This window comes from Methylobacterium sp. B1, assembly GCF_000333255.1.
Classification (GTDB): domain Bacteria; phylum Pseudomonadota; class Alphaproteobacteria; order Rhizobiales; family Beijerinckiaceae; genus Methylobacterium; species Methylobacterium fujisawaense.
The window spans coordinates 1-2,425 of sequence record NZ_BACT01000109.1 but is presented as its reverse complement, the minus strand read 5'-3'; the positions used below and the strand labels follow the sequence as shown (position 1 = coordinate 2,425).

Here is a 2,425-nt window from a genome sequence, read left to right as displayed (position 1 = left end):
AGCTGCGCATTTAGCCAAGAGCGTCCTCGAACGTGCTCGACGCCGCCGCGAGGTCGGTGAGCAGGCGCGGAATGGTCGTTGTCGCGTCCGCCGCGTAGACGGCGAAGAATTCCACCAGCGGCCCCTCCGGGCAGGTCTCCAAAACTCGCAGGGCACCGGATGCGATCTCGGCCCGGTAGCATTGGATCGGGAGAAGGCTGACGCCCACGCCGGCCTGCGTCAGGGAGGCGACGGCGCCCATGCTGTTGCAGAGATCGACGACGCGCGGCGCGTCGCCCCGTTCGTTGAGCCAATGCTCCACGGTTCGATGATGGAAGCTGTTCTTGCCGAGCGACAGGATGCGGATCGCCCGGAAGTCCGCAGGCTCGATTCTGCGGTTCGGAAGATCGAGGCCGCGGCCCGCCATCCAGGCGAAGCGCACCTGTCCGAGGGAGCGCGTGGCGAGGTGCGGGTCGAAGCGCGTGCCCGGCATCAGCGCCATGTCGATCTCGCCATTCGCCATCAGGGTCTGGAGATCGGCCGTCAGGGCGACCTGCAATTCCAGGGTCAGGCGCGGATAGGATCGATGGATGAGGTCCACGAAATGCGGGAGCCACGTCACCGCGACCAGTTCGGCCACGCCGAGCCGGACGAGGCCGGACAGGGCGTCGCCGCTGCCGACCCGCGTCCGAATTTCAGCGCAGGCTGCGATGGCGCGCTCGGCATAGACCTGCAGCTCCCGGCCTTTGGCGGTCAGCCGGACCCGCCGCTGCGAGCGGTCGAAGAGGGAGACGCCGAGATCCAGCTCCAGGTCCTGGATCCGGGCCGAGATCGTCGACGGCGTCGCGTTCAGACGGTCCGCGGCGGCCGTAAAGCTTCCGCACCGCGCGATCTCGAGGAAGGTCTCGAGCTGTTTGATGTTCACGACCGAGCAGCCTTGATGACCGTGTAGTCTCTTCGGGATCTACGGGGAGAGAGCCCGCCAATCTGGAGGCGCGCGGGACGGGCCGGATCAGGCCTAGCAACCTGATCCCAGTCCTGCAAAATATCGATCGGGCGTCAACGATGACACGACGGTTCGACATTTTCGAACGTTTGCCTGCGGAATAATTCGCTTTTTTCGTGTGCTGCCAGCGCTATCGTGTCGTTCGTCGAGATGATCGCCGGTCAGAGCAACCGCTCCATCGCTTGCCCGGCCTGTCGCGTGGATTGCGGGACCGGCCGAATGCTGCGCGCGCCGTGATCGCAGGAAGGATGTGTTGTGATGATCCCGTCCCAGAGCATATCGGGAGATCAGTTCAAGTCGGTGATGCGGCGGTTCGCGGCCTCCGTGAACGTCATCACCTCTGCCGACGGGGCTGTGATGAACGGCATGACCGCTACCGCCGTCTGCAGCGTCTCGGCCGATCCGCCGAGCCTGCTCGTCATCGTCAACAAGTCGAACCGCTCGCATCCGGTGATCAGTCGATCCGGCACCTTCGCCGTTAACGTGTTGTCGAGCGATCAGGAGGAGCTGGCCGGGCACTTCGCCGCCAAGAAGCCGGATCCGTTCGCCGACATCGACCATCGGATCGGCCAGACCGGCTGTCCCCTGATCCGCGACGCCGACGCGACGCTCGAATGCGCCGTCGTGCAGGAGACGGATTTCGGCACGCATACGATCTTCATCGGGCGCATCGTGACCTGCGCGGTCGCGAGCAAGTCTCCGCTCCTCTACCACGAGGGTCGCTTCTGCCGTCTGGAGGACATGGCCCTGCACTACGCCTGACGGCGACCCGATCCTCTCCCGACGCAGCCGGCCCGTGACGCCGACGGGAACCGGCCGGAGAGCAGCGTGGCCCCAAAAGGATCTGCACCAAGAAGAAGAGAGCGCAATCGCTCAAGACGCCAACACGAGGGTGGAAACGATGGCCTCTGCAGAAGACAGCCGGCCCGGATTGGATCCGGGTCAGGCGAAGCACGCGCGTCGCGCCGTGATCGCCGCCACGATCGGCACGATGATCGAGTGGTACGACTTCTACCTCTACGGTCTCGTCGCCGCGCTCGTCTTCGGGAAGCTCTACTTCCCGTCGCATGACCCGTTCGCCGCGACGCTCCTCTCTTTCTCGACCTTCTTCCTCGGCTTCGTGGCCCGTCCCTTCGGGGCGGCGATCTTCGGACATTTCGGCGACCGGATCGGCCGCAAGGCCACGCTCGTGGTCACGCTGATGCTGATGGGGGTGAGCACCGTCCTCATCGGCCTGATCCCGACCTACGACTCGATCGGCATCTGGGGGGCCGTCGCCCTGACCACCCTGCGGATCCTGCAGGGCGTCGGGGTCGGCGGCGAGTGGGGCGGGGCCATCGCGGTCGCGACCGAGTGGGGTCAGTTCAACAAGCGGCGCGGCCTGGCCGGGAGCTGGCCGCAATTCGGCTCGCCGCTGGGCATGCTGCTGGCCGTCCTCGT

General features: G+C 65.9%; 3 protein-coding genes. 2 read left to right on the top strand and 1 reads right to left on the bottom strand.

The genetic code is table 11. The features are described from left to right. Positions 1–10: 10 nt before the first annotated feature. Positions 11–904 carry a LysR family transcriptional regulator gene (locus I53_RS03200; protein ID WP_043346609.1) on the bottom strand — a complete coding sequence of 298 codons (894 nt, stop codon included), beginning with the start codon at positions 902–904 and terminating at the stop codon, positions 11–13. Between the two features lie 339 nt (positions 905–1,243). Between I53_RS03200 and I53_RS03195 the strand changes: the two genes are divergently transcribed. Continuing rightward, positions 1,244–1,747: a flavin reductase family protein gene (locus I53_RS03195; RefSeq protein WP_043346606.1), complete on the top strand. Its 504-nt coding sequence runs from the start codon at positions 1,244–1,246 to the stop codon at positions 1,745–1,747. A gap of 139 nt (positions 1,748–1,886) precedes the next feature. After that, the coding region (locus I53_RS03190) for an MFS transporter (protein ID WP_043346610.1) at positions 1,887–2,425 on the top strand (539 nt) is incomplete at its 3' end.